The sequence below is a fragment of the Actinomadura sp. HBU206391 genome (assembly GCF_014323665.1).
Classification (GTDB): domain Bacteria; phylum Actinomycetota; class Actinomycetes; order Streptosporangiales; family Streptosporangiaceae; genus Actinomadura_C.
In genome coordinates this window covers 90,834-115,538 of record NZ_JABVEB010000003.1, presented here as the reverse complement: position 1 = coordinate 115,538, position 24,705 = coordinate 90,834, and the positions used below count along the sequence as shown (strand labels likewise).

Annotated in this window: 26 protein-coding genes; 17 read left to right on the top strand and 9 right to left on the bottom strand. The window is 70.0% G+C overall.

Features of this window, described 5'->3' with window-relative positions; all coding sequences use genetic code 11:
* Window positions 1–597: 597 nt before the first annotated feature.
* Window positions 598–1,146, top strand: coding sequence for a hypothetical protein (locus HKK72_RS03385; protein ID WP_187232722.1), 549 nt, complete (start codon window positions 598–600; stop codon window positions 1,144–1,146).
* Between the two features lie 141 nt (window positions 1,147–1,287).
* Here HKK72_RS03385 and HKK72_RS03380 read toward each other — a convergent pair whose 3' ends face one another.
* Complete coding sequence (locus HKK72_RS03380) at window positions 1,288–2,829, bottom strand: alkaline phosphatase D family protein (RefSeq protein ID WP_187232721.1); 1,542 nt, start codon at window positions 2,827–2,829, stop codon at window positions 1,288–1,290.
* Between the two features lie 369 nt (window positions 2,830–3,198).
* Here HKK72_RS03380 and HKK72_RS03375 point away from each other — a divergent pair, with 369 nt between their 5' ends.
* The 4 genes from HKK72_RS03375 to HKK72_RS03360 all read left to right on the top strand — a co-directional run bounded on the left by HKK72_RS03375 (window position 3,199) and on the right by HKK72_RS03360 (window position 6,043).
* On the top strand, window positions 3,199–3,687 hold the full coding sequence (locus HKK72_RS03375; RefSeq protein WP_187232720.1) for a cysteine dioxygenase: 489 nt from the start codon (window positions 3,199–3,201) through the stop codon (window positions 3,685–3,687).
* A gap of 148 nt (window positions 3,688–3,835) precedes the next feature.
* A complete protein-coding gene (locus tag HKK72_RS03370) occupies window positions 3,836–4,639 on the top strand; it encodes a hypothetical protein (protein ID WP_187232719.1) in 804 nt (267 codons plus the stop codon).
* Window positions 4,640–4,652: 13 nt separating this feature from the next.
* On the top strand, window positions 4,653–5,171 hold the full coding sequence (locus tag HKK72_RS03365; protein WP_187232718.1) for a HEAT repeat domain-containing protein: 519 nt from the start codon (window positions 4,653–4,655) through the stop codon (window positions 5,169–5,171).
* The gene (locus HKK72_RS03360) at window positions 5,168–6,043 is read left to right on the top strand and encodes a hypothetical protein (RefSeq protein ID WP_187232717.1); all 876 of its coding nucleotides are present in this window, start codon (window positions 5,168–5,170) and stop codon (window positions 6,041–6,043) included. Before HKK72_RS03365 ends, HKK72_RS03360 begins: the two co-directional genes overlap by 4 nt.
* Window positions 6,044–6,050: 7 nt before the next feature.
* Here HKK72_RS03360 and HKK72_RS03355 read toward each other — a convergent pair whose 3' ends face one another.
* Together HKK72_RS03355 and HKK72_RS03350 are read right to left on the bottom strand one after the other, a co-directional pair.
* The gene (locus HKK72_RS03355) at window positions 6,051–6,248 is read right to left on the bottom strand and encodes a hypothetical protein (RefSeq protein WP_187232716.1); all 198 of its coding nucleotides are present in this window, start codon (window positions 6,246–6,248) and stop codon (window positions 6,051–6,053) included.
* Window positions 6,241–7,623, bottom strand: coding sequence for a PspC domain-containing protein (locus HKK72_RS03350; protein WP_187232715.1), 1,383 nt, complete (start codon window positions 7,621–7,623; stop codon window positions 6,241–6,243). Before HKK72_RS03350 ends, HKK72_RS03355 begins: the two co-directional genes overlap by 8 nt.
* A 174-nt stretch (window positions 7,624–7,797) precedes the next feature.
* Here HKK72_RS03350 and HKK72_RS03345 point away from each other — a divergent pair, with 174 nt between their 5' ends.
* From HKK72_RS03345 to HKK72_RS03335, 3 genes are all read left to right on the top strand, one after another.
* The gene (locus HKK72_RS03345; protein WP_187232714.1) at window positions 7,798–8,973 is read left to right on the top strand and encodes an ATP-binding protein; all 1,176 of its coding nucleotides are present in this window, start codon (window positions 7,798–7,800) and stop codon (window positions 8,971–8,973) included.
* Window positions 8,974–9,025: 52 nt separating this feature from the next.
* Window positions 9,026–9,655 carry a LuxR C-terminal-related transcriptional regulator gene (locus HKK72_RS03340; protein ID WP_187232713.1) on the top strand — a complete coding sequence of 210 codons (630 nt, stop codon included), beginning with the start codon at window positions 9,026–9,028 and terminating at the stop codon, window positions 9,653–9,655.
* 174 nt (window positions 9,656–9,829) lie between these two features.
* Window positions 9,830–11,611, top strand: a complete 1,782-nt coding sequence (locus HKK72_RS03335) for a PQQ-binding-like beta-propeller repeat protein (protein WP_187232712.1) — start codon at window positions 9,830–9,832, stop codon at window positions 11,609–11,611.
* Window positions 11,612–11,626: 15 nt separating this feature from the next.
* On the opposite strand, the gene HKK72_RS03330 is transcribed toward HKK72_RS03335, so the two are convergent.
* Window positions 11,627–11,929, bottom strand: a complete 303-nt coding sequence (locus HKK72_RS03330) for an ArsR/SmtB family transcription factor (protein WP_187232711.1) — start codon at window positions 11,927–11,929, stop codon at window positions 11,627–11,629.
* A 181-nt stretch (window positions 11,930–12,110) separates the two neighbouring features.
* Between HKK72_RS03330 and HKK72_RS40555 the strand changes: the two genes are divergently transcribed.
* Together HKK72_RS40555 and HKK72_RS03325 are read left to right on the top strand one after the other, a co-directional pair.
* Window positions 12,111–12,242, top strand: coding sequence for a hypothetical protein (locus HKK72_RS40555; protein WP_261986497.1), 132 nt, complete (start codon window positions 12,111–12,113; stop codon window positions 12,240–12,242).
* 112 nt (window positions 12,243–12,354) lie between these two features.
* Window positions 12,355–12,900 carry a MarR family winged helix-turn-helix transcriptional regulator gene (locus HKK72_RS03325; RefSeq protein ID WP_187232710.1) on the top strand — a complete coding sequence of 182 codons (546 nt, stop codon included), beginning with the start codon at window positions 12,355–12,357 and terminating at the stop codon, window positions 12,898–12,900.
* Between the two features lie 22 nt (window positions 12,901–12,922).
* Here the strand turns inward: HKK72_RS03325 and HKK72_RS03320 are convergent, their stop codons facing one another.
* Window positions 12,923–13,375, bottom strand: coding sequence for an SRPBCC family protein (locus tag HKK72_RS03320; protein WP_187232709.1), 453 nt, complete (start codon window positions 13,373–13,375; stop codon window positions 12,923–12,925).
* A 34-nt stretch (window positions 13,376–13,409) separates the two neighbouring features.
* The gene (locus HKK72_RS03315; RefSeq protein WP_187232708.1) at window positions 13,410–14,348 is read right to left on the bottom strand and encodes a nucleoside hydrolase; all 939 of its coding nucleotides are present in this window, start codon (window positions 14,346–14,348) and stop codon (window positions 13,410–13,412) included.
* A 296-nt stretch (window positions 14,349–14,644) separates the two neighbouring features.
* Between HKK72_RS03315 and HKK72_RS03310 the strand changes: the two genes are divergently transcribed.
* The gene (locus HKK72_RS03310) at window positions 14,645–15,841 is read left to right on the top strand and encodes a hypothetical protein (protein ID WP_187232707.1); all 1,197 of its coding nucleotides are present in this window, start codon (window positions 14,645–14,647) and stop codon (window positions 15,839–15,841) included.
* 370 nt (window positions 15,842–16,211) lie between these two features.
* Here the strand turns inward: HKK72_RS03310 and HKK72_RS03305 are convergent, their stop codons facing one another.
* Window positions 16,212–16,892 carry a PIG-L deacetylase family protein gene (locus HKK72_RS03305; protein ID WP_187232765.1) on the bottom strand — a complete coding sequence of 227 codons (681 nt, stop codon included), beginning with the start codon at window positions 16,890–16,892 and terminating at the stop codon, window positions 16,212–16,214.
* Window positions 16,893–17,032: 140 nt separating this feature from the next.
* Here HKK72_RS03305 and dhaK point away from each other — a divergent pair, with 140 nt between their 5' ends.
* Together dhaK and dhaL are read left to right on the top strand one after the other, a co-directional pair.
* The gene (gene dhaK, locus HKK72_RS03300; protein ID WP_187232706.1) at window positions 17,033–18,028 is read left to right on the top strand and encodes a dihydroxyacetone kinase subunit DhaK; all 996 of its coding nucleotides are present in this window, start codon (window positions 17,033–17,035) and stop codon (window positions 18,026–18,028) included.
* On the top strand, window positions 18,028–18,672 hold the full coding sequence (dhaL, locus tag HKK72_RS03295) for a dihydroxyacetone kinase subunit DhaL (protein ID WP_187232705.1): 645 nt from the start codon (window positions 18,028–18,030) through the stop codon (window positions 18,670–18,672). The genes dhaK and dhaL overlap by 1 nt, the downstream gene beginning before the upstream one ends.
* A 26-nt stretch (window positions 18,673–18,698) precedes the next feature.
* On the opposite strand, the gene HKK72_RS03290 is transcribed toward dhaL, so the two are convergent.
* On the bottom strand, window positions 18,699–18,926 hold the full coding sequence (locus HKK72_RS03290; RefSeq protein WP_187232704.1) for a transcriptional regulator: 228 nt from the start codon (window positions 18,924–18,926) through the stop codon (window positions 18,699–18,701).
* On the bottom strand, window positions 18,923–19,609 hold the full coding sequence (locus tag HKK72_RS03285; protein ID WP_187232703.1) for a hypothetical protein: 687 nt from the start codon (window positions 19,607–19,609) through the stop codon (window positions 18,923–18,925). The genes HKK72_RS03290 and HKK72_RS03285 overlap by 4 nt, the downstream gene beginning before the upstream one ends.
* A 758-nt stretch (window positions 19,610–20,367) precedes the next feature.
* Between HKK72_RS03285 and HKK72_RS03280 the strand changes: the two genes are divergently transcribed.
* The 4 genes from HKK72_RS03280 to HKK72_RS03265 are packed head-to-tail and all read left to right on the top strand — an operon-like array spanning window position 20,368 to window position 24,691.
* On the top strand, window positions 20,368–21,849 hold the full coding sequence (locus HKK72_RS03280) for an FAD-dependent monooxygenase (RefSeq protein WP_187232702.1): 1,482 nt from the start codon (window positions 20,368–20,370) through the stop codon (window positions 21,847–21,849).
* A gap of 9 nt (window positions 21,850–21,858) precedes the next feature.
* A complete protein-coding gene (locus HKK72_RS03275; RefSeq protein WP_187232701.1) occupies window positions 21,859–22,188 on the top strand; it encodes a TcmI family type II polyketide cyclase in 330 nt (109 codons plus the stop codon).
* A 32-nt stretch (window positions 22,189–22,220) separates the two neighbouring features.
* On the top strand, window positions 22,221–23,477 hold the full coding sequence (locus HKK72_RS03270; protein ID WP_222720272.1) for a beta-ketoacyl-[acyl-carrier-protein] synthase family protein: 1,257 nt from the start codon (window positions 22,221–22,223) through the stop codon (window positions 23,475–23,477).
* Window positions 23,474–24,691 (top strand): ketosynthase chain-length factor, encoded by a 1,218-nt coding sequence (locus tag HKK72_RS03265; protein ID WP_315987053.1) that lies wholly within the window; start codon window positions 23,474–23,476, stop codon window positions 24,689–24,691. Before HKK72_RS03270 ends, HKK72_RS03265 begins: the two co-directional genes overlap by 4 nt.
* Window positions 24,692–24,705 lie beyond the last annotated feature (14 nt).

Genomic DNA, 24,705 nt, shown 5'->3' with positions numbered 1-24,705 from the left:
GCAGGACGGACATCAATGCACCTCCGGCGCTGGAGGGGCGGCCCTATGAACGTATGCCTTGGTTGAAGCGTGTACCAGACCCGAATCGGAACCTGTTTCAGTATATTTTCGCGTTCGTCGCGCGGGCGACCGGGTCGTCCGGCGAGGGCGAGGTCTGTGAGGCGGATCGAGGGCTCGGGCGATGCCGGGGTGAATCCCGGCACTCGCGGGGCATGCCCGGGCCGGCGATCGCTCATCCGCGGCCGCGCGCGGACGGCGCGGAGGATGATCCCGTCCGAGCCGGGATCAGCGTCGTGAATGCGGACATGACGGTGTCTGATAATCGCCGACAAACGACTCGGACAACGGGCGTTGCCGACGACCGGCGATGGCGTGCCCGAGCCCATTGAGTTCTCGCCGATCGCGGTTTTATGGATCCGGCGCCCGGGGATCACGTGGGTGCGGGAGAGGCCTCGAGCCTCGATCGAATTCGCGGCGGTCTCCGCTGCGGTGACCGCAGAAGGCCGCTCTGTCCAGACAATTCCGGATCAGAGATTCATGGGTTCATTTCGTAAAGGCGGAAGCGTCGTGAGAATTGTGTCGTGTTTTTCGGGTGCCATGTCCGGTCTGGTGCTGGCCGGGGTGTCCGCTGCCTCCGTGGCCGCGGCCGTGCCCGCGAGGGCCCAGGCGGTCGCCGCCGCGTCCGAGGAGGTGGCGGCGTGCCGGGCAGGCTCCCGTTCGCTCGTTCCGCAGAAGGCCGGCAGCGTCGACCTGAGCCCGGGGCAGAGTTACCGCACGCGAAGCGGCGCGTGCGTCGTGTGGACGAGCCCGCGCGAGGTGACCGTGCACGAGGCCAAGCTGGTGCACGGCGTGCCGACGCGGGCCGACACCTGGCGGGTCCATGGAACACCGACGTCGGTGGCGTACACCGACTGCGTGAAAACGGAGGTCCTTCCCAGCCGGAACGCCGTTTTCGAACTCGAGGACGCCGTCACCAGAATCGGAGTGCGCACGGACGGCAGGCAGGTGACCGGAATTCGGGTCTTCCCGGAGGCCCTGGCGCTGGCCCAATCCGACCTGGAGGGTTTCGCTCCGGAGAGGGACATGTATTACATGCCCGTCGGGTGCGACAAAGCCGCCATGGATACGGTCGCCCAGCACATCTAGCGGTATGTCTCCCGGGCCGAACCCCGCGGCTTCACCTCCCGCAGCCTCATATCCGAGTGCGGATCTGGTCCGGTGCGCGAGCGCCCCTCTCCTTCCGGTGGGAGAGGGGCGCGGGCACGTGGATCGCGCGTGGCGTGAGGATCAGTGCGCGGGGTCCAGGTCGGTCGAGAACAGGACGGTTCCGTCGAGGTCGCGCAGCCGGACGGTCAGGACCTTGCTCCCACCGTCGATCGCGACCTCCCCGAAGAACTGGTGGCCGTCGGCCGGTGAGGTGTTGGCCTGAGGCGGCGTCTTGGCGAAGCGCAGCTGGGGGCCGAAGGTCCCTTCGAGCGCGTTGGGCCCGAAGGCGCCGGCGTTGAGCGGGCCGGAGACGAACTCCCAGAACGGGTCGAAGTCGCTGAAGGCCGCCTTGGCCGGGTCGTAGTAGTGCGCGGCGGTGTAGTGCACATCGGTGGTCAGCCACACCATGTTGTCCACCCGGTGCCGCTTGGCATACGACAGCAGGTCGGCGATCTCGCGCTCGCGTCCCAGCGGCCTGCCGCCGTCCCCTTGGGCGATCCCCTCCTGGGCGGTGCCGTCCGGCACGACCAGGCCGATCGGCAGGTCCGCCGCGATCACCTTCCAGGTGGCCTTGGAGGCGCGCAGCTCGCGCTTGAGCCAGGCCAGCTGCTCGGCTCCGAGCAGGCCGGGGCCGCTGGTGGAGGTGTTCGGGCCGTTCGGGTCCTTGTAGGTGCGCATGTCGACGACGAACACGTCGAGCAGCGAGCCGTGCTCGATCTTGCGGTAGATCCGGCCGTTCGAAGAGCGGATCGCGGTCGGCGTGTACTCGATCGCCGCCCGCCGGGCCCTCGCGGCGAGGACGTCGACGCGCTTCTCCGTGTAGCGGACGTCGTCGAGGATCTCACCGGGGTACCAGTTGTTCAGCACCTCGTGGTCGTCCCACTGGTAGACCATCGGCACCGCGGCGTTGAAGGCGCGCAGGTTGGCGTCGAGCAGGTTGTAGCGGAACTGGCCGCGGTACTCGGCGAGCGTCTCGGCGACCTTGGCCTTCTCCGGGGTGACCAGGTTGCGCCACGTGCGCCCGTCCGGCAGCGCGACCGTCTCGGTCAGCGGGCCGTCGGAGTAGACGAAGTCGCCGCTGCACAGGAAGAAGTCCGGGTCGAGCGCGGCCATCGCCGAGAAGATCCGGTAACCGCCGAGGTCGGGGTTGATGCCCCAGCCCTGACCGGCCAGGTCACCGGACCAGACGAAACGGAGGTCGCGGCGGCCGCGCGGAGGGGTGCGGAACCCGCCGGCCGTGGGGGCGGACGACGTGCGGTCGCCTTCGAGCCGCACCCGGTAGTGGATCCGGCGGTCGGACGGAAGACCTTTCAGGAAGGTCTTGCCGGTGAAGTCGGTGTCGGCGGTGAGCAGCGGCCCCTTGACGGTGCGGGCGTGCTTGAAGTCCGGGCGGTCGCTCACCTCGACGAGCATGCGGGCGGGCTGATCGGAGCGGGCCCACACGACACCGCCGTTCGCCGTCACGTCGCCGCTCTGCACCCCGTGCGTCAGTCGCGGCCGGCCCGAGCGGACCAGCGAGGGCGCCGCGACGGCCGGACCGCCCGTGCCGAGGACGGTCCCGCCGCCCACAACCCCGCCTACGACAAGGCCGGTCCGAAGGAAGGTTCGCCGGTCCAACACCATGGATGACTCCTGTCTAGATCATGTGGCCATGCGCATGATGCGCGGCTTGCGCGAACTGCGCCAGACCCGATGGTGTCCGCCCGGAGAATCCGGCGGGTCCATGACGTGCACTCGGGTTGACAACTCACTGTGATGGAGTGTCTCCTTGTGTGCATGCCAGCGCGTGATTCTCGTCGTAGCCAGTTGGCGCCGGGCTCAGCGGTCTCCGCCGAGCTCCGCAGCCGTACGGCCGCCGCGCTGTGTCCTTCGTGTTGTTGTCGCTGACCTGACGTCTCAGCGCTTCCGCCGGGCTCTCCGGCTGCTCGCCCCAGGTTCGTGACCGCCGCGTCCGCGGACGCCGGCTCACCGCCCGTACACGAAGGACTTCCGGTGGACCTCGATCTCATTCCCGACATCACCATGCACGGCCAGGACGACCCCCACCAGCGGGTGATCACCAAGCGCCCGCCGACCGTCGGCCGGCTGGCCGCCCTGATCCACGAGCACATGGCACGGCCGGCGGACTGGTGGCACCTGGTGCGCTTCGACGCCGCGCAGCCGGTCCGCACGCGGCTCGACGGCACCGAGGACATCGAGCTGTGGCTGACCGTATGGCCGCCCGGCCACCGCACCCACCTGCACGATCATGACGCCACTCCGGTCGCCATGCTGGTCGCCGGGGAGCTGACCGAGGTCGCGATCAGCCCCGACGGCGCCACCGAGCGCCCACTGCGCATCAACCGGGCCCGGGTGTTCGCCCGCAAGGCGCCGTCGGGCTCGCCCGGCGAGGGCCGCCTGCACGAACTCGCCAACCCCGGCCCCACCTACGCCATCACGCTCCACGCCCTGCCCGCACGCGGCCCTCACGCCGCGCGGTGAGGGGACGCCGCCGACCGGTGTGACGGGCCCGCCGCCGGCCGGTCATGGGTCTCGAATGGGTCCCCGGGCCCTGTCCATCAACTCCCGGCTGTTGTTGAGTCAGAGGTTGAGTCAAAGATTCGACTCGTGGTGGACGGGGGTCCGGACGGTGAGACGACTCAGCTTGGATCGGGGAGAGGGCTCGGTCTCCTATATCGCAGTGGTGCTGCTGGTGGGCGTGATCACGCTCGCGCTGGTCGTCACCGGCATAGGAGGCACGATCACCTCCGCCGCCGTGAACGCGGTGTGCAGGGTCGCCCAGCAGGACTGTTCCGAGTCCGGACCGGATGAGGACGGACAGGGCACCACGGCCGACGGCGGGCAGCAGGGCCAGCCGGGCCAGCCGGGCCGACCGCAGGGCGGGCCGCAGGGACAGCCGCAAGGACAACAGGGTCAGCCGCAGGTCCAGCCGCTGGGCGGCCAGCCCCTGGACTATCTGCAGGTCCAGATGGCGGCACCGGTCGGTGGCGGCCCCGGCATCGGAAGCCCCGACAAACTGCCGACGGGCGGACCCCGCCCCTACGTGCCGCCCAAGAACAGTCACGGGAAGCCGAAGAGGGTAGGGGGAAGGGGCCAGAAGCCGGGATACATCGACAAGGACGGCAACAAGTGGGAGTGGGACACCAAGCACAAGGACCACTGGGACGTCCAGCACAAGGACGGTTCGCACACTAACGTGTTCCCGGACGGCAGGGTCCGTGGCGAGGACAACTTCGGCACCCAGCCGAACGACGACTCGGGCGACGAGGCGGGGGAGAACCAGAGTGACTTCTCCGTGGACCCGGAGACCGTCAAGAACGGTGCGATCGTCGTGGGCGGCGGCCTGACGCTGGGCGCGGCGATCTGGTGGGGCGCCAAGATATTGTCTCCCGCATGCGGACCGTTCGTCGTCGTATGCGCTGTCGTTCTCTGAGGGCGGCCGGAACATGATCGATCGGAACCTGGGCCCAGAGGCCATCGTCAGCGCCCTCGAGGAGGAGACTCCGGACCGGCGCCCGTTGATGTGGCGGCTCGAACGAGAGGCGCCTGCACCGGCACTGGTCGGAGCGCTCGAGCGGGCGCGCCGGCCGCTCACCCGCCAGTTGCTGTGCGACCTGCTGGGCTTCCGGCTGGTCCGCTCCGCGGTGCCGGCCTTGGCCGACGCTCTGGACGACCCCGTGGTCGGCGTACGCGCCTCGGCCGCCGACGCGCTCGGCAAGATCGTCGGTTACGGTTCGCGGCCGGCCCCGGCCGGCCTCGTCGACGCGGCCTCGGCCGCCATGCGAGACCGCTGGGCGGTCGAGGAGTCGGCCGCCGTACGAGGCGTTCTGGCGTTCAGCCTGGCGCTCACCGGGGACCCCTCGGTGCGGCCGGTGCTCGAAAGCGCACTCGACGACCCGGAGGAACAGGTGCGGTCGGCGGCCGAGTCGGGGTTGGCCCGCCTGACCGTCGAGGCGTCCTCGTGACGCCGGCCGGACGGCTGGCCGGCGGCGCCATGGCGGCGGCCCTGCTCATGGGGGGCGCGACCGGGTGCAGCGATGAGCCGAAGGCCGAGCCGACCAGCGGCACGGGTACGCCTGTGCCCAATTCCTCGATGTCGGGCTCCTCGCTGTCCATCCAGTCGGTGAACGCGACCATCAACGCGGTTCCCGCGCATGTGCTCACCCGTACCTCCATCAGGTCCGGGGACACCCGTCACGAGCAGCAGGTGGAGCTTCGCCTCGGGAAGGCGGACGGGGAGGCCGCCCTCGTGATCGACACCGACGGCGTGCGTTCTGAGGCCCGCACCTCGGGTGAGCGGGCCTGGCTGAAACCAGGGTCGGCCTCGGTGCGCAAGTTGCTGCCGGCCGGGAAGTCCTGGGTGGCGATGCCGGCGGCTCAGCTGAGGGCCGACGGGGTCCCCTCGCGCGACGACCAGTTGTCGATGCTCTTCGTGATCGGCGGAGCGACGTCGGTCCGTTCGATCGGCACCGACACGGTGGAGGGCAGGATCCGGGTGCGCAAGTACTCCTTCGGAGTCGACGTGCGCAGAGCGGTGTGCGCAGGCCCGGCCGAGCAGCGGACCACCTTGCTGGTCCTCCTCGGCGCGGCGCAGGGCAGAACCGCGTCGGCGCGGGCGGAAGCCTGGATAGACGACTTCAACCTGGTCCGGAACCTGTACCTGACCGTCGACCTGAACGGCCGCCAGCCGGTGAACTACTCCCTGCAGGTGCTGGGGGACGCGCCGGTCGCGAGCGCCAGGCCGCCCGCGGGAGAGGTGACGTCGATCGATGGCAGCCCGAGGCTGAGGCAGGCCCTCAAGGGGCAGCCGACGCCCCGCTCCTCCATCACCTGCTGACGAACGCTCAGGGCTCGCGGCGGCGAGACCGGGTCAGCACCCGCACCAGTCCCACCACGCCGAGGCCGATGAACACGGCGGGGACGAGGATCTCGGCCGGCACGACGGCGTGGTCGCCGAATCCGCCGGCGAGATAGACCCCCGCGACGGCGAGGAAGAGCAGTCCGGCGAGCAGCGAGCCCGGGTCGAACCGGTGCCTACGCAAGGTTCACCTCCACGTTGCCGACTTTGCCTCGGACGTGCAGTTCGATGATCGGAGGGTTCTTCGGCCGGCTCTCCGGCTCAAAGGTCCTGCTCACCTTGGCGTTGGGGCCGCTGGTGACCTGGTGTTCCACGGTGGCGTCGCCGAGACCGGCCCGGACATGCAGATCGATGCGCGCCGTGCGCGGCACCGTGACCCGCAGCTCGCCCACCGTGATCTCGGCGTTGACCTTGATCCGCTGGCCTGGTGTGAGCGGCAGCGCCGTGAGGTCGAGCCGGCCGCTGCCGAGGGCAACCTTGTAGGACTGCTCGGCCCTGGTCGCGTCGACGGGCCGCCACTCGACATCGCCGAACTGGCCGTTCACGGGCGCCTCCGCGATGACGGACGTCGTCATCAAGCCGAGCGACAGCAAGGTTCCGCACGCCACGAGACCGCGGCCGCGGCCGAACACCGATCCGATCAGCAGTCCGAACCCGATGACGGCCAGCCCCGTCGCGGTCAAGATCTGTACGGAGTTGTTCGTGGGATGGCCGCCGGCCACCGGGATCATCACGGCCGCCGCCATCATTCCCAGGAGCAGGGTGACCGACGTCAGCACCGCCGACGGCCGGCATGAGGATCCGGTGGCGCCTGCGATTCGGGGCTCGGGCTGCGGGCGTGGGGCGGACCAGGCCGGTGGGGTCGGCACGGCCTGCGAGGCGGGCGCGGCATGGCCGGCTCCGGGGACCCTTCCCAGCGTGGCGAGGTCGATCATGCCCTCGGGCAGGCCGGTGTTCTTCTCCAGCGACATGGGCCGGGCGGCGGGCGGCGGCGACTGGGGCTCGAGCGGGTGGCCCTGGAGCCGCTCGGGCAGCGTCCGGACCAGCTCGGCGAAGTCGGCGTTGCGGGAGTGCGCGACGAGCAGGACCAGGGAGAAGACCGTGATCACGGTCAGCGGGCCATGGTCGGCGGGGGAGCCCGTGATGTTGAGCAGTACCCCGAGGGAGAGCAGCCCGCCGAGGAGGAGGAGCACCGTGTCGCCGTCGAAGCGGCGCCTCAGTGCCTGCTCGATGACCGACGGGTTCATGGGCGAGGTGCCCGCGGGCGACGGGGCCGCCGGCTCGTCGGGCATGAGCAGCGCGGCGGCCACGTACAACAGGATCCCCACGCCGTTGGCCACCACGAGTAGCGCGAAGCCGACGCGGAAGAGCAGCGGATCGATGCCGGTGTAGCGGCCCAGCCCGGCGCAGACGCCCGTGATGACGCGGCCCTCCCGGGTGCGCGGCAGCCGATCGGCGCTGCCGTGCGCGTACCCTTTCTTCACGGGCTCGTCCGGCCTCGGGTGCGCGTCCGGCTTCGTGGGCTCGGCCGGGTCGGGTTCAGGGCTGTCCTGCGTCATGGGCCCATCGTGGCGGGTCTCGCTCGTGCGCGGTATCAGGGACACCCCTGATCCGACCCTGAGACCCGGCGACAGGCGATTCCGGGGTCGCCCCGATACCGCTGCCCCGCCATACGTGTGACCATCGTTGCAACGGTGGGCGACACCCACCGGACGCCGCACGTAGGGAGACAGATGACCGAGGGCGCACAGTCCGAGACCCGGCTGGTCCGCCGGGCCGACGGACGCCTGTTCGGAGGCGTCGCCCGCGGTCTGGCCGACCACCTGGGCCTCGATCTGGTGATCGTACGGTTGGCGTTCGTGCTGCTGGTCGTGGCCGGTGGCATGGGAATGGCGGCCTACGCCGCCTTCTGGGTGCTCGTGCCCCAGCGCGACGAGCCGGCCGCGCGCCGCGACTGGCTTCAGCTGGCGGCCTACGGAGCCCTGATCGCCGGGCTGTCGTTCGTCACCTGGTCGCGGGGCTTGGGCCAGGTGGCGCTGTGGCCGCTCATCGTGTGCGGGATCGGCTGCGCCATCCTGTGGCAGCAGGCCGACCGTGACCAGCGCCAGCGATGGGTCCGTACGACCACGATGCCGCTGCGGCGGATGTGGATCCGCAGCCTGGTCGGCATGCTCCTCGTGCTCGCCGGGATCGGCGGCTTCGTTTTCCAGCAGATCGGCACCGGCCAGGCCAGCGGGCACGAGGTGCGTCAGATCCTTGTGGCCACCACGGTCATCCTGGCGGGGGTGGCCATGATCGCCACCCCGTGGGTCCTGCGGCTCTGGCAGGATCTGGACGCCGAGCGCCGGGAGCGGATCCGTTCCCAGGAACGCGCCGAACTCGCCGCGCACGTCCACGACTCGGTGCTGCACACCCTGACGCTGATCCAGCGCAACGCCGGCGATACGCGTGAGGTGCAGCGGCTGGCCCGGTCACAGGAGCGGGAACTGCGCAGCTGGCTGTACGCGCCGCGCGCGGACCCCGACCAGACGCTCGCGGCGGCGGTGCAGAAGATCGCCGGTGAGGTGGAGGACGACCATGGCGTGCCCATCGAGGTCGTCTGCGTGGGCGACTGCCCGCTCGACACCCGGCTCGCCGCGATGCTTCAGGCCGTCCGCGAGGCCATGGTCAACGCCGCGAAGTACGCCGGGGCGCCGTCGGTCTCGGTCTTCGCCGAGGTCGAGGGCCAGGAAGTGGCGATCTTCGTCCGTGACCGCGGCAAGGGATTCGATCTCGACGCGATCCCGCCGGACCGGATGGGCGTCCGCGGGTCCATCATCGGACGTATGGATCGCAACGGCGGGACGGCGACAGTGCGCACCGCCCCGGGCGAGGGCACCGAAGTCCGGTTCGAGATGAAACGCTCGTGACCGCGGCCGGCGAACGCGCGGCGATGGTCGAACGGGCAGGGAGAACGGTCTGATGAGACGTGTGGTTCTGGTGGACGACCACCAGATGTTCCGTACCGGGGTGAAGGCGGAGCTCGGCGAGTCGGTCGAGGTCGTCGGCGAGGCCGGCGACGTCGACGAGGCGGTCGCCGTGATCTCCGGCGCGGAGCCGGACGTGGTGCTGCTCGACGTGCACCTGCCCGGCGGCGGCGGGATCGAGGTGCTGCGACGGCTGCAGGGCGCGACGTCGGCGCGCTTCCTCGCCCTCTCGGTGTCCGACGCCGCCGAGGACGTCATCGGGGTCGTACGCGGCGGAGCCCGCGGCTATGTGACCAAGACCATCTCAGGGCCCGAGCTGACGGCCGCCATCGGCCGGGTGGCCGAGGGCGACGCGGTGTTCTCGCCTCGGCTCGCGGGCTTCGTCCTCGACGCCTTCGCGGCCACCGACGCGCCGGCGATCGATCCCGAGCTCGACCAGCTGACCCAGCGGGAGCGGGAGGTCCTCCGGCTCATCGCGCGCGGCTACGCCTACAAGGAGATCGCCAAGGAGCTCTTCATCTCGGTGAAGACGGTCGAGACGCACGTGTCCAGCGTCCTGAGGAAGCTGCAGCTCTCCAACCGGCACGAACTGTCCCGCTGGGCCGCCGCCCGCCGGCTGGTCTAGCGGCCGGCCGGTCTGGCCTCCGAGCCCGTGTTGATCTAGCCTTCGTGCCCGGGCCCCTGCGGAGGGGCGGGCCGACGCCGGCGACGCCGGGCGGCGCGGCGGCGTGAAACCGTCGCGGTCGCTCGGGCGTCCATGTTTCGACCGGTGTTCGGCGTTCCCGTCGCAGGAGGTTCGGTGAGGGTCCCCAAGGCGTACGTCGCCATGCTCATGGTCGTCGCGGCCGTCACCGCCGGATGCAGCGGCTCCGATGCGCCGCCGAAGCCCTCGGCGCCGCCGGCCGACCACTCGACCAGCACCGCCGCCGCGCAGCCGTTCGGCGACGCGGGCCCGGGGACCGGGCCGTTCCGGCGGATCTGGCAGGCCGATCTCCCCGCGGCGGCCGCGCCGCCGCAGGACCCGTACCCGTCGATCGAGTTCGTCGCGGGGCAGGTCGTGGTGATCTCGGGCCGCGGGCTGGACGTGCGCGACGGCCGGACCGGGGCGGCGCGGTGGCACTACTACGAGAGGTCACGGAATCTGGCCGGCCTCGCGGTGACGGCCGACACGCTGGTCGTCACCACCGTCGCGGTCGGAGCGAACGGGGCCAAGCTCCCGGACGACAAGGCCGACCTCCGCACCACCGGGTTCGACGCGGTCAGCGGACGGGTGCTGTGGCGCGCGGACCGTTTCCGCCCGCTCCACGACGGCTCGCTCTTCCGGTACAAGGTGGTGCGGACGGCGTCCGGGGGTGTCGCGGTGCTCCGCGACGAGGCCGAGAAGAAGACGCTGATCGCGGTGGACGCCCGCACCGGCAGGCAGCGCTGGACCTGGACCATTCCGCGCGGAGCGACCTGTAAACCGGACCCCCTCGACGGCGACGGGTCCCTGCTCGTACTGAACGCGAACTGTGAGCCGGACAAGGATCTGTACGCCCTCGACGCGGCGACGGGAGCGGTCCGGTGGGAGCGGCCCGCCCACGCCGGCCGCCTGGTCGGCGGATCGGTCCAGGGCGGGATCACCATGCTGACCAGGAGGGGGCCCGGCTCCTCTCTGTACCGGTTCTCGCTCATCAGGGCCGACGGCAAGGAGATCCTGGGGGAGTCGGCGCGACGCGTCAGCGCGAGCGGTTTCGCGGTGGCCGGTGACCGGGCCGTCGTGAGCCACCACGACGGTGACGGCGTGCGGAACTCCCGGACCAGGACGTGGCTCGGGTTCGTTAACACCCGTACCGGCAAGCTGGAAAGGCGCGTGTGGGAGCGCGAGCTCGTCGATCTGGTCGCCGTCGGCGGCAGGGTGTACGGACTGCGTTCGTGGCTCGGTGAGTACGCTCCCGCCCATTTCGACCTCGATCCCGGCCTGGTGCCGGCGGCTCTGGACGCCATCGACCCGGGTACCTCCCGCGTGGCGACCGTTCCGTTGCCCTTCCCGAAGCGCGGCTTTTGGCCGAACAAGAACGGGCACGCGGTGATCGACAACGTGCGGATCGTCGGAGACCGGGTCTACACGGCCAGGCTGCTGAACACCGGCCTCCGGCTGGCCGCCTACGCCTCGGCCGACGGCGCGTCACCGGTCGAGCTCGGCGGGGTCCGACCTGACGCCTGGCCCGATGTCTGTGCCCTTCTGAAGGGCACCTCATGGGCACGCGACCCCGACAACTACCCGGCGGATCCGCTCCGCCTCGGCTCGGCGTCGATCCGCCGTTGGAGCTGCAAGGTCGACGGCGGAGCGGAGGTGCGGATCGGCTGGGTGGCCGCGACCGCGCAGGAGGCCGACGAACTGCTGGACGCGTCCGGGACGGAGGCGAGGGCGATACCGAACGTCGGCGACGAAGCCTACGAGATCAAGATCAACCTCCAGCCTTCGCTCGTCGTACGGGCCGGACGGTACGTCGTGGTCTTCGACGACGTGCCTTCGATGTCCGACCCGTTCCTCCTCAAGGCGGCGCGGACCGTGGCGAAGGGGCTCGAGTCTCGCTGAGCGAGCCGTACACGGTCACCAGTCCCCTCGGAAGGCCTGCTTGATCTCGTCGATGCGCGCCTCGTCGCGGCGGTAGAACGTCCATTGCTTGATCCTCTTGCCCTCGATCAGCCCGGCCTGGGCGAGGATCTTCAGGTGCTCGGCCGCGGTGGGCTGACTGACGCCGAGGCGGTCGGCGATGAAGAGAACGCACACACCGTCGCGTTCGAGGTCGCCGTCGGCCTGGGGCGGGAAATGGGTGGTCGGGTCCCTCAGCCACTGCAGGATCTGCAGCCGCCGCTCGCTGGCCAGGGCCTTGAGCACTGCGATCGAGAGCATTTAGCCAGTTTGCTAATTCCCTTATCGGGCTGTCAAGCCTCCGCTGTCCGCCGTCAGACCTCCGCGAGGTCCTCGTCCAGCTGGGCCTGATCGTCTTCGTCATCGGCTCGGCGATCGCCGGAGTCGCGCAGAACCCCGCCATGCTCATCGCCGCCCGTGTCGTGCAGGGCATCATCCGCCGGTGGCGAGCGCCCTCAACCTGGCCGGCCAGGGCACGGGCGCCCACTACCTGTGGGGCGGCGTGCGCACCGCGTTCCGCGCCGTCACCGAGTTGCGCCGTGAGGACTTCGTGTTGACGTCCTCTCCCGCCTGACTCCCTGATCGGTGCCACGCTGAAGGCGGAACTCGACATCCAGGCGGTGCGGGGGGAGTCCTCGCCGCAGGCCTGAGCGTTGTCCGTAAGGACACCGGGAGGAGACACAACGATGAGCGAGGCCCGAGTGGCGGCCGGCACCGGCGGGCGCGCCGGTCAGCACGCCGACGAGCACGCCGGTCAGCGCGTTGATGAGCACGAGGCGTACTGCGCGGTCGAGCAGCAGCTCGGCGTCCTCCTCCGGCGCGCCCGGGCGTTCTCGGCGGAGATGGGGCGTGAGGTGCACCCGGAGCTGGAGCCCGGCGCCTACAGCCTGCTCATCCGGATCGACGAGGTCGGGCCGGCGCGGTCCAGCGATCTCGCCGAGTACTTCGGGGTGGGCAAGGCCACCATCAGCCGCCAGCTGAAGGTGCTGGAGGAGCTCGGGCTGATCGAGCGCGAGCCCGACCCCGCCGACGGCCGCGCGCACCTGCTGGTTCTCACCGGCGAGGGCAGGCAGCGGCTCGGCCACGCCCGGGTGGCCCGGCAGGAGCGGTTCCGGGCGATGCTCGGCACGTGGGAGCTGGGGGACGTCGAGCAACTGGCCCGGATGCTCGGCCGGTTCAACGCGCTGACCGACTCGTGGGCCGAGCCCGGCCGCGAGAGGGGCCGCGGCTGAGCCGCTCTGAACCGGCCCGGCCTCAGGCGGCCCGGTGCGCGGCGCAGCCGGTCTCGCAGCGGTCCGCGTGCCGGGCCAGCCCGCGCGCCAGGCGACGGAGCAGCAGCGTGAACGCGGCCCGCAGCAGTGCGCCGGTGCCCGGGATCCTCCGCTCGAACCGGGCCTCCCACCGGATCGCGGTGCCGCCCGCGGCCGACCCGAGGGTCACGTCGGCCCGGTAGTCCTTGAGCGGGGCGCCGGCCAGCATCGTGTACGCGTAGTGCGCCGGCGGGTCGAACGCCACGACCTCTTCGCGGAACCGGCCGGCGCGCCGGATCGACCCGATCCCGTCGGGGTCCGCCGCACCCGCGCGCTCGCGGATGGACTTGAAGGGGAAGCCGCCCCAGTCGGCCCAGGTCACCGCCTTGGCGAGATGGTCGAAGACGATCTCGGGCGGGGCCGACGAGGTCGCGCTGACGTCGATGCGGTACGGCACGGTGGTCTCCCTGGGGGGCCGGGTGCGGCGGTCCTCAGAGCAACGTAGCGAGAAGGCGCTCCTGAAAGGAGGTGACGTCGCTGCCGACGACGACCCTCACGGGGCGGCGGGCGTCCTCGGCGGGCAGCGACCGCGCGTCCCACACCGTCGCGCCGCGGGTCAGCTCGCCGCGCAGCTCGACGCGCACCGGGCGCTCCTCGTACCGGCCCAGTGACGGGTCGACGGCGAGCATGGCGGCGAGCGCGTCGTGGATGACGCAGCCGCGGCGCTTCAACGTGGGGGTGTAGGCGGTCACGTAGAAGTCCAGGATGCGGACCGCGAACTTGGCGACGTCCGAGGTGGATTCGGCGAGCCGGTCCAGCCATTCGTCGCCCACGGCGGTCGGGTGCGTGGCGTCCAGGGGGACGAGCACGGTCGGCCAGCCGGCCGCGAAGACCAGATCCGCCGCCTCCGGGTCGTGCCAGACGTTGGCCTCGGCGTGCGTGGTGATGTTGCCCGGGTGGTCGAAGGCGCCGCCCATGATCACGACTTCCCGGATCAGCTCGGGCAGGTCGGGCTCGAGCAGCAGGGCGATACCGAGGTTGGTGAGCGGCCCGATGGCGATCAGCGTCAGCTCACCGGGATGCGCCCTGGCCAGCCGTACGATCTGCTCCGGCGCGGAGCTTCCGTCCGGCGTTGTGGCCGGGACTGGCAGGTGCGTCTCCCCGAGGCCGTCGGTGCCGTGCCAGTCGTGCGCGAAATGCACGTCCTGAGCCATCGGGCGGCCGGCGCCCACCGCCACGGGCACGTCCTTGATGCCGGTCATCTCGAAGATGCGCAGGGTGTTGAGCGCGCCCGTCGCCGGGTCGACATTGCCGTGCACGGTTCCCACACCGACCAGGTCGGCCTCGCCCGCCTTCACCAGCGAGGCCAGGTAGAGGATCGTGATGGCATCGTCGATGCCGGTGTCGCAATCCAGCAGGATCTTGCGCATTGCCACCTCTCACCCGGGCGTCTAGAACACGCTGACCACGTCGACATCTTAGGGATGATCCCTACGTTGCTACGCAAACGGTGTCAATTGCGGCTGCGCCCACTCGCCGTCTTCCGGCACGCCGTCCCGGAGCACAAGGCGGCCGGCCCGCGATCTTGATGACCACCTGAGGCCATGCGCAAGACCGCTCGATGAGGCGTCTTGACCTGCTCCGTATGTTCCTGATCATCTGTGGCGAATCATTGCACCGGGGCATCGCGCGGACGACATGTCGGAGGCGATCAGGGATGGTCGAGATGGCGAATGCGGTCCCCTGGACCGCAGAGGACGGACGCCGATGGCGGGCGGCGGGCCTGCGGCGGTGGCTCCGACCGGAATGGTCGGCCATCGGCTGGACCTTGGCGTGCGGGTTTGCGATCGGGATGACGATGCCGAGCGCATGTGGGGAGCTTCCGCCATGTGAGCGGTCCACATTCGGCGAGGTCGCAGTCGTCGCACTCACCCTGGCGAATCTGGTGTGGGCGCTGTTCGCACCAAGGGCGGCCGCCGTCGGCGCGGTCGCAGTGTTGATCTTGGCACTCGTGCCTCCGAGTCCTGAGGTCTTGGGGAACGCGGTCGTGCTCACGCCCTTCTGCATCTGGACGCTCTGCACAGTCATCGCCCGGGAACGAGCCCGTCCGCGTCAGATCACGGCCCTGCCGTTGGCGCCGCCGGTGCCCGCGCTTGCGCCGGAGGTCGGTCGCGTGCCCAAGCGCGCGTTGCAACCGGGACGAGGCATCGCCGCGCTCGTCGTGGTCGCGGCCGGAGCGGGGCTCATCGCGTTCGGTGGCCAGAAGCAGCAGGTGGAGGACGCGCATTGGGAGCGATCCGCCTTTCAGACGGCCACAGTGGTGGCTCGCAACGAGGCCGACTCCCGTATCCGGGTTCTGATGGCGAATGGTGACGAGCGCGACATGGGTGTTCCGTTCCTCTCGGACTTCGCGGTCGGTGAGTCCGTGGACGTGCGGGTTGACGGCGCTTGGGCGCGCGTCGAGTGGTACCCCTACGACGCGATGGGCTGGTACGCGGGCGGACTGCTGGTCATCTTCCTCGGGGCCGCCGTCGGTGTATGCCACCTGTGGTGGCGACGCGAATTGCGGCGGCTGGAAAGAAATCCAGTGCCCTCATTGGCGGTGACGCTGATGCTCGTCGGCGCCAAGGTCGAGGTCTTTCCGCTCGGCGATTCGGCAGGCCGTCGGTTGCTGCGGTTCAGAGCGATAACTCTCTGGTCTCCGCCGGGCGAGGAACCGGCGGCCGATCTCGGGGACGGGTCGGCGACGGCGTTCTCCGACAAGGAGGACTGGGCTCCCCAGATCGTGGACGGGATCCTGTACGGCAATCCGTGCGAGGGCGCTGCCCTGACCGTACGGATCGGCGACCATTGGCTGATCTCCGAGGCCGGGGTCAGGAGTCTCACCGGCTTCACCTCGCATCGCCGTTCGTCGGCCCTGTGAGCCGGGGCAGGAGGGTACGAACAGGCGGCGGCGCGTCGCCGGCTGCCGCCGGTTGCCCGCTGTGACGAAGGTCCCGGCCGGTCGTGGACGTAGGCCTCTGGAGAGCGTGACCGGTGCGAAGACAGCCTGAAGGCGCACCCGCTGGAGCGGAACACGGTCGGCGGACGACCGCCGTCCACTCCGGCCGACGGGCGGGGCGTCAGGCGGCTGAGTGAGCCGCAGGTCGCGACCAAGCAGCGCCCGCCTTCGGCCGGGGCCGCCCAGCGGGTGCTGTGCGGTGCGGACTTTCAGCGTCGGCTCGTAGCCCTCGGTCTCCGCCCCTCTTCCAGGTGGTGAGGAGCCGGCCACGGTGAGCGGGTGCGCGCGGCCATCACGCCGTGGGGACGACCTGGAAGACCTCGGCGAGCCGGCCCTCGGCGAAGCCGGCCGCCTCGGCGTTACGGGTCAGGAAGCCGCGCAGCATCTGATCGAGACCGTCCATATGGGCGGTCTGGCTGACGTGCGCTCTCAGCGCGGCCAGCTTGCGGTCGAAGACGTCGGTGACGTCGACGTGCTTGTTCGGGGCCGGCCCGCCGGCGATCCACACCTCACGCACGGTCCACGCGTCCAGACCCTCGTCACGGAGCAGCTCCGGGTGCGCGAAGGCGTTGCGCGCGTCGGGGTAGACGGCGTCCAGCGTCGCCCCGCCGACCACCCGGTGATCGGGGTGGCTCGGCGCGATCCGCTCGTAGTTCCGCTCCGGGCTGGACGTCAGCACGCGGTCCGGGCGCACCTGGCGGATCACCCTGGCGATGTCACGGCGCAGGTCGAACGTCGCCTCGACCCGCCCGTCCGGGTGCCCGAGGAACCGTACGTCGTCGACGCCCACGCACTTGGCCGCCGCGCGCTGCTCGGCCCGCCGGATGCCTGGGATCTCCGACCGCGGGACCGCCGTGTCGAACCCGCCGGCGTCACCGTCGGTGACGATGAGGTAGGTCACCTCGATGCCCTGGTCGGTCCAGGTGGCGATCGACCCGGCCGAACTGAAGTCGACATCGTCGGGATGGGCCATCACGACGAGGATTCGCCGCACTTCACTGTCATCGAGCGCGCTGATCACCTCGCCATCTTAAGGACGATCCCTGCGTATCCGTACAAACGGCGTTCGTCGTGGGGCTGGATTTCGGCGGTGAAGGGGAGTACGAGTGACCCATGAGGAAGCTCATCAATGATCCTGCCGATGTCGTCTCCGACGCGCTGCGCGGCCTGGCCGCGGCGCATCCATCGCTGCGCGTCGATCCGGAGGCCCGGGTCGTCGTCCGGGCCGACGCCCCTCGCACGGGCAAGGTGGGCCTGGTGTCCGGCGGCGGTTCCGGGCACGAGCCGCTGCACGCCGGCTTCGTCGGCTTCGGCATGCTCGACGCCGCGTGTCCGGGTGAGGTCTTCACCTCGCCCGTACCCGACCAGATCCTGGCCGCGACGGCCGCCGTGGACGGCGGCCAGGGCGTCCTGCACATCGTGAAGAACTACACGGGCGATGTCCTGAACTTCAAGATGGCCGCGGAGCTGGCCGAGGACGACGACATCGAGGTCGTCTCGGTGCTCGTGGACGACGACGTGGCCGTGCAGGACAGCACCTACACGGCAGGCCGTCGGGGCACCGGCGCGACGCTGTTCGTCGAGAAGATCGCCGGCGCGCTGGCCGAGGCCGGAGCCGGCCTGTCCGAGGTCGCGGCCGCGGCGCGCGAGGTGAACGAGCGGACCCGCTCGTTCGGCGTGGCGCTGTCCTCCTGCACGGTCCCGGCCGCGGGGGAGCCCACGTTCACGCTCGGCGAGGACGAGATGGAGCTCGGCGTCGGCATCCATGGCGAGCCGGGGCGGGAGCGCACCAAACTGGCCACCGCCGACGAGATCGTCGCCGCCGCGCTCGCCGCCATCCACGCCGACATGCCGCTGGACGGTGCCGAGGTGCTGGTGCTGGTCAACGGGATGGGCGGCACCCCGCTGATCGAGCAGTACATCGCGTACGCCGCCGCCGCGAACTGGTTCGAGGGCCATGGGGTGACGGTCGCGCGGTCACTGGTGGGCGATTACGTGACGAGCCTGGAGATGGCCGGCTGCATGGTCACGGTCTGCCGGCTCACGCCCGAGCTGCGCCAGCTCTGGGACGCGCCGGTGGAGACGCCCGCGCTCCGCTGGGGACGTTGATGGACGCGACGTTCTTCACCGCCTGGCTGCGTCGCGCGGCCGAGCTGATCGCGGCGGACTCCGAGCGGCTGACCAGGCTCGACGCGGCGATCGGCGACGGCGACCACGGCCTGAATCTCAATCGCGGGTTCTCCGCCGCGGTCGCGGCGTTGCCCGACGACGTTGGCCCGGGAAAGGTGCTCGTCGCGGCCGGCCGGGCGATCGTGTCCAAGACCGGGGGAGCCTCCGGGCCCCTCTACGGGGGCGCGCTGCGGGCGGCCGGCAAGTCGCTGGGCGACGCCCAGGAGGTGGACCCGCCCGCGCTGGGCACCGCGCTGCGCGCCGCGCTCGACGGCATCCAGGGGCTCGGCCAGGCCGCACTTGGCGACAAGACCATGGTCGACGCGCTCGCCCCGGCGGTGGACGCCTACGAGGAGGCGCTGCGCCGGCACGGGGATCCGGCCGCCTGCGCCGAGGCGGCCGCCGAGGCGGCGGCACACGGCGCTGTCGCGACGGTGCCGTTGCAGGCGCGCAAGGGCCGGGCCAGCTATCTCGGCACCCGCAGTGTCGGCCACGAGGACCCCGGGGCCGCCTCGACCGTGCTCCTCATGCGGGCCCTCGCCGACGTCGCCGCGGACACGTCGGACGCGCACGGCGAGGGGTGACGCCGACGCCGCTGCGGCGATCACCCTCACCGCTCGGCGGTCTCCGCTGGGCCGGCGGATGGGGGAGCGCAGGTCGTCGTGCTCACGAGCCCCGCGAGTTCGTTGAGGTCGTACTGTGCCCGGGCGCGGCTGCCGTAGCGGGTGAGTTTGCCGCGGCTCGCCCATTTCCGGATGGTCGCCTCGCAGACTCCGGATGCCAGTGCGGCGAGTTGTGTTGGGACGAGTCGCTTTTCACGCTGCGGTGGGCAGCTCATGTGGCGCCTTCGTTCCTTTGTGGCTTGGTGCTGCTGCGAGTGCTCTTTGTTCGCTCGATTTGGTGGAATAGTTGTAGCCATTGATGGGGTTGCCAGGTGTGGCCCGCGGTGCAGCGTACTTCGCGTGTGCGTTTGCCGTCCCGGGTGGGTGGCGTCGTGGTCATGGCCGCGTTGCAGTCCAGGTGGATGCATTGGCCAAGGTCGATGCGCAGAGCTGGTTGGGTGTAGGCCGTCCGGCAGGCGCGTGTTGTCAGCTGGGAGATTTCTTCTGCGAAGTCGGCTGCGGCGGAGTGGGCGAGCAGCCAGCTCAGGTGGCTGATGAGGAAGCTTGCGAGGTCTGCGGGGTATCGGCGGGTCGGTTTGGTGACTGCGCGCTCGTCGGCTACCAGCGCGGACCAGGAGGCGAGGAAACCGAGGATGCTCGAGCGGGTGGCGATGGCCGCCTCGTCGAGGAGTATTCCGGTTGTCTGGCGACTGCCGCTCACCCGCTGGAGGGTGGGGTTGCGCTGCGGGGGCCGGGCGGATTCGCAGTCACCGTAGATCTCGGGCAGTTCGACGAGGTTGGCTTTGAGTTCGTGGAAGCACGTGGTGCAGAGCCGCAGCCCGGGGGCCGCGGTACGGTGAAATCGTGTCGCGTGCGGCCCACTGCCGCAATTTTGTCGCACACACAGCAAAGTATTCATTTCATCACCGGACTGTCGTGATGGCGGGAGGCGGGTCTCGCGGGCGAGATCATTTGATCTTCGGCGCGAGGCATGAAGCGGCCACCAATTGCATGTTGGCAGCTTCGCCCGGCCCATGTCAATATCCGTTCGCCGCCGCCGGCTTTTTGCAAGGCTTGGTCATGTGCGCCCGGATTGCTTGCCGGCTGCCGCAGGGATTTACTAAGATCCTTATCGTTCGCAATGGTGGACGGTGCGTTCTTTAGGTGGACTGAAGATGCATCCTTTCGTAGGATGCCGTCTCCGCAACTGGTCCGCCTGCCTCATCCGGCTGACCGTTCGCGGCCACCTATTGATCGCCGTCGGTCCACGCGACCAGGGCTGGGTTTCTGCTCCAGATCTGACGATTGATTTTATGGCGTTGTTATCTGGACTTTAGCTCTGCGGTGCGGCCACGTCGGGGAAATATGTGGCCAAGATCTCGGTCTGTGTGGCCATGACCTGGGCAAATGTCGTTAATGGCGAACGTATATTGACATTGGACGCCTGTAGCTGTCACGATGCATTCGGCGGCAGATTCATGCCCAGATCCGGAGACGCAGATCCCGGAAAAATGATCTCGGCCCGACTGGGCGCCTAGATCCCCTTGCCTGGCGTACCGCACCGCAGAGACGGCCCGTCTGTCCACTGACGGCCTTACTTAAATGATCTCTCGCGCCAGGTCTCTCCCGCCTTCATTCGGCTTTCGCGAACGGCTCTCGTAGGTCAAGGAGAGAAGTATGGATGCTCCGGTCATCGTTGTGGGCGCCGGCCCCTCAGGACTCGTCCTGGCTGCGGAACTGCGGCTCGGCGGAGTAGAGGTCATCGCCTTGGACACGCTAGAGAAGCCCTCGGGAGAGTCGCGGGGCCTGGGGTTCACCGCCCGTACAATGGAATTGTTCGACCAGCGTGGTCTGCTGCCCAGATTCGGAGATATCGAGACAAGCGCGCTCGGGCATTTCGGCGGCATACCGTTGGACTACAGCGTGCTGGAAGGCGCCCATTTCGGAGCGCGAGGCGTTCCGCAGGCGCGCATCGAGACGATCCTCGGCGAGTGGGCGGCGGAGCTCGGCGTGGAGGTGAGACGCGGCTGGGAGGCCGTGGGGCTGAGCGACGACGGCGAGGGTGTCGACCTCGAGGTCGACGGGCCGCAGGGCCGCAGGCGGCTGCGCGGCCGCTACCTGGTGGGGTGCGACGGCGGCCGCAGCACCGTGCGCAGGGCCGCCGGGTTCGACTTTCCCGGTACGGACGCGACCATCGAGATGTTCCTCGCCGACGTGGCCGGATGCGACCTGCGGGCCCGCCAGATCGGCGAGAAGAGACCTGGTGGCATGGTCATGTCCGCCCCGCTCGGTGACGGCGTCGACCGCATCATCGTGTGCGAGCGCGGCACTCCGCCCAAGCGGCGTACGGAACCACTGGGCTTCGCGGAAGTGGCGGACGCCTGGGAGCGGCTGACGGGCGAGGACATTCACGGCGGCAACGCGCTGTGGGTCAGTTCGTTCAGTGACGCGACCCGCCAGGCCACCGAGTATCGCCGCGGATCGGTGCTGCTCGCCGGCGATGCCGCTCACACGCACCTGCCCGCCGGCGGCCAAGGGCTCAGCGTCAGCGTGCAGGACGCGATGAACCTCGGCTGGAAACTCGCCGCCACGGTTCGTGGCTGGGCTCCGCCGGGCCTGCTTGACACCTACCACACGGAACGGCATCCAGTGGGCGTCAGAGTGCTGATGAACACGCAGGCACAGGGCTTGCTCTACCTGAGCGGTGCCGAGGTCGAGCCGCTTCGCAACGTGTTCGCGGAACTGATGGAGTTCCCAGAGGTCGGCCGTCACCTGGCCGGCATGGTCAGTGGCCTGGATCTCCGCTACGACGTCGGAGCAGGTGACCACGCGTTGCTCGGCCGGCGCATCCCGAGCCAGGAGTTGGTGGGCGCGGGAGGTAAGACCACCACGATCGAGCCGCTGCACGAGGGCCGTGGCGTCCTGTTCGACTTCACCGACGGCGCCGATCTGCGCCGCGCCGCGGCCCCCTGGTCTGACCGGATCCAGATCGTTCCGGCGCTGCCGCACGAGTTGCCCGCGGGCAGCCCGTTCGCCGAGACCACGGCGGTCCTGGTCCGTCCCGACGGCTATGTCGCATGGGCGGGGCCGGATGGAGATGCGTTGTCGGCGGCCTTGAACCGCTGGTTCGGTTCGCCTGTCACGACCATCTCAGCATAAGGAGATCCGATGCACAGCACCCTGATCGTGGCACGGATGGAGCCGGGCGCCAGTGCCGACGTCGCCCGGATCTTCCGGGAATTCGACCGCACCGATATGCCGGATCTCATGGGCACAAGGCGCCGTCAGCTCTTCTTCTACCACGGCCTTTATTTTCACCTTCAGGATTTCGACTCCGACGACGGCGGTGCGGCGATCGAGCAGGCGAAGGACCATTCGCTCTTCAAGCAGGTCAGCGCCGACCTCAAGCCGTACATCGAGGCCTATGACCCGGCGACCTGGCGCTCGCCCGCCGACGCGATGGCCACGCGTTTCTATCACCGGACCAAGTCTTCGTGATGAACCTCTTCGCGAAAGGAGAGGACATCCAGATGAGACGGCGAGTAGTGATAACCGGCATCGGGGTCGTTGCGCCGGGGGGTATCGGTGTCAAGAATTTCTGGAGTCTGCTGAGCGACGGCCGGACCGCGACCAGAAGAATCACCTTCTTCGATCCCACCCCCTTCCGTTCCCGCGTGGCGGCAGAGGTCGATTTCGACCCGGAGGCGCACGGGCTGCGTCCGCAGGAGATCCGCCGCATGGACCGCGCCGCGCAGTTCGCCGTCGTCACCGCCGCGGAGGCGGTGGCCGACAGCGGGCTCGAAACCGCGGACCTGAACCCGTACCGGACCGGGGTGACCGTCGGCAGCGCGGTCGGCGCCACGATGGGGTTGGACCAGGAGTACCGCGTCGTCAGCGACGGCGGACGGCTCGACCTCGTCGATCACACGTACGCGGTTCCGCACCTCTACGACTACCTCGTGCCGAGCTCGTTCGCGAGCGAGGTGGCCTGGGCGGTGGGGGCCGAGGGACCGGCCACGGTGATCTCGACGGGCTGCACGTCCGGCCTCGACTCGGTCGGCTACGCCGCCGAGCTGATCCGTGAGGGCAGTGCCGACGTGATGATCGCCGGCGCCTCGGACGCTCCCATCTCCCCGATCACCGTGGCGTGCTTCGACGTGATCAAGGCGACGACACCGCGCAACGACGACCCGGAGCACGCCTCCCGGCCGTTCGACAAGTCCCGCAACGGGTTCGTCCTGGGGGAGGGGGCGGCGATGTTCGTCCTCGAGGAGTACGAGCGGGCCAAAAGGCGCGGCGCCCACGCCTACGCCGAGATCGCGGGCTTTGCCACCCGGTGCAACGCCTTCCACATGACGGGTCTGCGGCCCGACGGCCGCGAGATGGCCGAGGCCATCCGTACCGCGATGGGCGAGGCGCGCATGAACCCGAACGAGATCGACTACATCAACGCCCACGGTTCGGGCACCACGCAGAACGACCGGCACGAGACGGCGGCGTTCAAACAAAGCCTCGGTGAGTACGCCTATCGGACTCCGGCGAGTTCCATCAAGTCGATGGTCGGGCATTCGCTCGGCGCGATCGGCTCCATCGAGATCGCCGCCTCCGCGCTCGCCATCGAGAACGATCTGATCCCGCCCACGGCGAACCTGCACGAGCCCGATCCGGAATGCGACCTCGACTACGTCCCGCTCAAGGCCAGGGAGTGGACGACCGACGCGGTACTGACGGTCGGCAGCGGGTTCGGCGGCTTCCAGAGCGCAATGGTGCTGCGGACTGTGGCGTGAGCGTGCCCGTGGTCGTCACGGGGGTGGCGGTCATGGCCCCCAACGGGCTTGGGACGGCGGAGTACTGGACGGCGACCTGCGGTGGAAAGAGCGGCATCGGCGAGATCGAACGGTTCGATGCGGCGGGCTACCCGGCCCGGCTGGCCGGTGAGGTGCCGGGTTTCGTCGCCGAGGACCATCTGCCGAGCCGGTTGATCCCGCAGACCGATCACATGACCCGGATGGCCCTCGTCGCGGCCGACTGGGCACTGGCAGACGCCGGAGTCCGGCCGAAGGAGTGGCCGGAGTTCGACATGGGCGTAGTGACCGCCAGTTCCTCGGGCGGCTTCGAGTTCGGCCAGGGCGAGCTGCAGAACCTGTGGAGCAAGGGCCGCCACTACGTCAGCGCCTACCAGTCGTTCGCCTGGTTCTACGCGGTGAACACGGGTCAGATCTCGATCCGTAACGGCATGCGTGGCCCCGGCGTCGTCGTGGTCTCCGACCAGGCCGGCGGACTGGACGCCATCGCCCAGGCGCGGCGACAGATCCGTAAGGGCAGCCGCCTGATCGTCTCCGGCGGGGTCGACGGGTCGATCTGCCCGTGGGGCTGGGTCGCCCAGCTCACCGGCGGCCGCCTGAGCACCAGCGACGACCGCGACCGCGCCTACCGGCCCTTCGACGCCGAAGCGGCCGGGCACGTGCCGGGAGAGGGCGGGGCGCTGCTCATCTTGGAGGACATCGAGTCCGCGCGTGGACGTGGCGCGCGGGTCTACGGCGAGATCGCCGGGTACGGATCGACGTTCGATCCGAAGCCGGGCAGCGGGCGCGAGCCCGGGCTACGGCGGGCGATCCAGCTGGCCCTGGACGACGCCGGTCTGGCGCCGGGCGAGATCGACGTGGTGTTCGCCGACGCGGCGGCGATCCCGGAGTTGGACCGCGTAGAGGCCGCCGCCATCGGCGCGGTGTTCGGGCCGCGAGGGGTCCCGGTCACCGCGCCGAAGACGATGACCGGCCGGATGTACTCCGGCGCCGCCCCACTCGACCTGGTCACCGCGCTGCTGTCCATCCGGCACGGGCTGATCCCGCCCACCACGAACATCTCGCCGGCCCCCGAGTACGACCTGGACGTGGTGCTCGCCGAGCCGCGGAGCACGCCGGTGGACGCGGCGCTCGTGCTCGCCCGGGGATACGGCGGCTTCAACTCCGCGATGGTCGTGCGCCGGGCCGGCAGATGACTCAGAGCCGCAAC

Coding starts and splice junctions, on each gene's coding strand:
- HKK72_RS03385 (WP_187232722.1), top strand. CDS start 598: ATGTCCGGTCTGGTGCTGGCCGGGGTGTCCGCTGCCTCCGTGGCCGCG.
- HKK72_RS03380 (WP_187232721.1), bottom strand. CDS start 2,829: ATGGTGTTGGACCGGCGAACCTTCCTTCGGACCGGCCTTGTCGTAGGC.
- HKK72_RS03365 (WP_187232718.1), top strand. CDS start 4,653: ATGATCGATCGGAACCTGGGCCCAGAGGCCATCGTCAGCGCCCTCGAG.
- HKK72_RS03350 (WP_187232715.1), bottom strand. CDS start 7,623: ATGACGCAGGACAGCCCTGAACCCGACCCGGCCGAGCCCACGAAGCCG.
- HKK72_RS03345 (WP_187232714.1), top strand. CDS start 7,798: ATGACCGAGGGCGCACAGTCCGAGACCCGGCTGGTCCGCCGGGCCGAC.
- HKK72_RS03340 (WP_187232713.1), top strand. CDS start 9,026: ATGAGACGTGTGGTTCTGGTGGACGACCACCAGATGTTCCGTACCGGG.
- HKK72_RS03330 (WP_187232711.1), bottom strand. CDS start 11,929: ATGCTCTCGATCGCAGTGCTCAAGGCCCTGGCCAGCGAGCGGCGGCTG.
- HKK72_RS03325 (WP_187232710.1), top strand. CDS start 12,355: ATGAGCGAGGCCCGAGTGGCGGCCGGCACCGGCGGGCGCGCCGGTCAG.
- HKK72_RS03315 (WP_187232708.1), bottom strand. CDS start 14,348: ATGCGCAAGATCCTGCTGGATTGCGACACCGGCATCGACGATGCCATC.
- HKK72_RS03310 (WP_187232707.1), top strand. CDS start 14,645: ATGGCGAATGCGGTCCCCTGGACCGCAGAGGACGGACGCCGATGGCGG.
- HKK72_RS03305 (WP_187232765.1), bottom strand. CDS start 16,892: ATGGCCCATCCCGACGATGTCGACTTCAGTTCGGCCGGGTCGATCGCC.
- dhaK (WP_187232706.1), top strand. CDS start 17,033: ATGAGGAAGCTCATCAATGATCCTGCCGATGTCGTCTCCGACGCGCTG.
- dhaL (WP_187232705.1), top strand. CDS start 18,028: ATGGACGCGACGTTCTTCACCGCCTGGCTGCGTCGCGCGGCCGAGCTG.
- HKK72_RS03290 (WP_187232704.1), bottom strand. CDS start 18,926: ATGAGCTGCCCACCGCAGCGTGAAAAGCGACTCGTCCCAACACAACTC.
- HKK72_RS03285 (WP_187232703.1), bottom strand. CDS start 19,609: ATGAATACTTTGCTGTGTGTGCGACAAAATTGCGGCAGTGGGCCGCAC.
- HKK72_RS03280 (WP_187232702.1), top strand. CDS start 20,368: ATGGATGCTCCGGTCATCGTTGTGGGCGCCGGCCCCTCAGGACTCGTC.
- HKK72_RS03275 (WP_187232701.1), top strand. CDS start 21,859: ATGCACAGCACCCTGATCGTGGCACGGATGGAGCCGGGCGCCAGTGCC.
- HKK72_RS03270 (WP_222720272.1), top strand. CDS start 22,221: ATGAGACGGCGAGTAGTGATAACCGGCATCGGGGTCGTTGCGCCGGGG.